General features: G+C 55.8%; 1 protein-coding gene. It reads right to left on the reverse strand.

All coding sequences use genetic code 11. From position 1 onward, the window contains the following. Positions 1-74 precede the first annotated feature (74 nt). Positions 75-797: a hypothetical protein gene (locus GWC77_RS28010; RefSeq protein WP_173262812.1), complete on the reverse strand. Its 723-nt coding sequence runs from the start codon at positions 795-797 to the stop codon at positions 75-77. Positions 798-928: the final 131 nt, after the last annotated feature.

Below are 928 nucleotides of genomic sequence, written 5' to 3' on the forward strand. Positions count from 1 at the left end.
GCGCGGCTACACGCGCTTCGAAACAATGCGAACCGTGCTGTTCCTCATCGCCGGCAAGCTAGATTTCTCCAGCTTCAACCCGCATGCCTCGTGAGCTGCGTTACCCACTGCATTTTCAAAAGAGCCATAAATTTCCCGATTTGAATTTCGTCGGTGCTCGCCGAAGCCGCTTGTCGCCACGATCTGTCAGCCCCTCCAGGCTCATTCGTTGAATGAAAAATTGCTCGATGAAATTCCGAAAGTAAATCGATGGTACCCTTCAGCTCCGTCGACCATTGATCAAGCTTCTCGTCAGGGACACCGCCCATCACCTTCTGTAAGGCTGCCTCTTTTGGGCTTTTTATGGCGACAGGCCCGAACCCGAGTTCGAGGGCAACGTGGTTGACATCTTGACCGGTCGCCGGTTCAGGGTACAGTACGCGCCGTCTACGCTCGCGCAAATCATCGACGTTCAATTCCCCGTACGTCTGTTCCTGAGTTGAGCTACGCCGCAGCTTGCCATCGATCGAACCCATTGCACGATTGACGAGACCATTGAGCGCACCGCTTTGAATGACGCACCCAAGCCCGGACAGACCATAACCGGCGATCTGAGCCGCGGAAGGTAAGGGTCCCCCTCTCCACTTGTTCAACGCATACATGGCGGATAGCGCTACCGCTTGATCGATTGCCATCCCAGCACCTTGCAGCATCGCCAGATTTCCATGTTCATCCTTGACACGCAGCTGGGCATCAGCCGTGAGCGGATACTCAATCGCGGTAGCCGCCAGTATTGCCGCCAATGAACGCTCGAACACGAGTAAAGAGCCTCTTTTGAATTCCGAGTGGGTGATGTTAGCGGGTCAAGGGCGGGCGTAAGCCCGGCGCAGCGAACCCTTGAGGCGCTCTGAATCGACAAGCTGAGGTATGGCTGGTTGCGGCAGAATGC

Source organism: Paraburkholderia sp. NMBU_R16, assembly GCF_013282575.1.
GTDB lineage: Bacteria > Pseudomonadota > Gammaproteobacteria > Burkholderiales > Burkholderiaceae > Trinickia.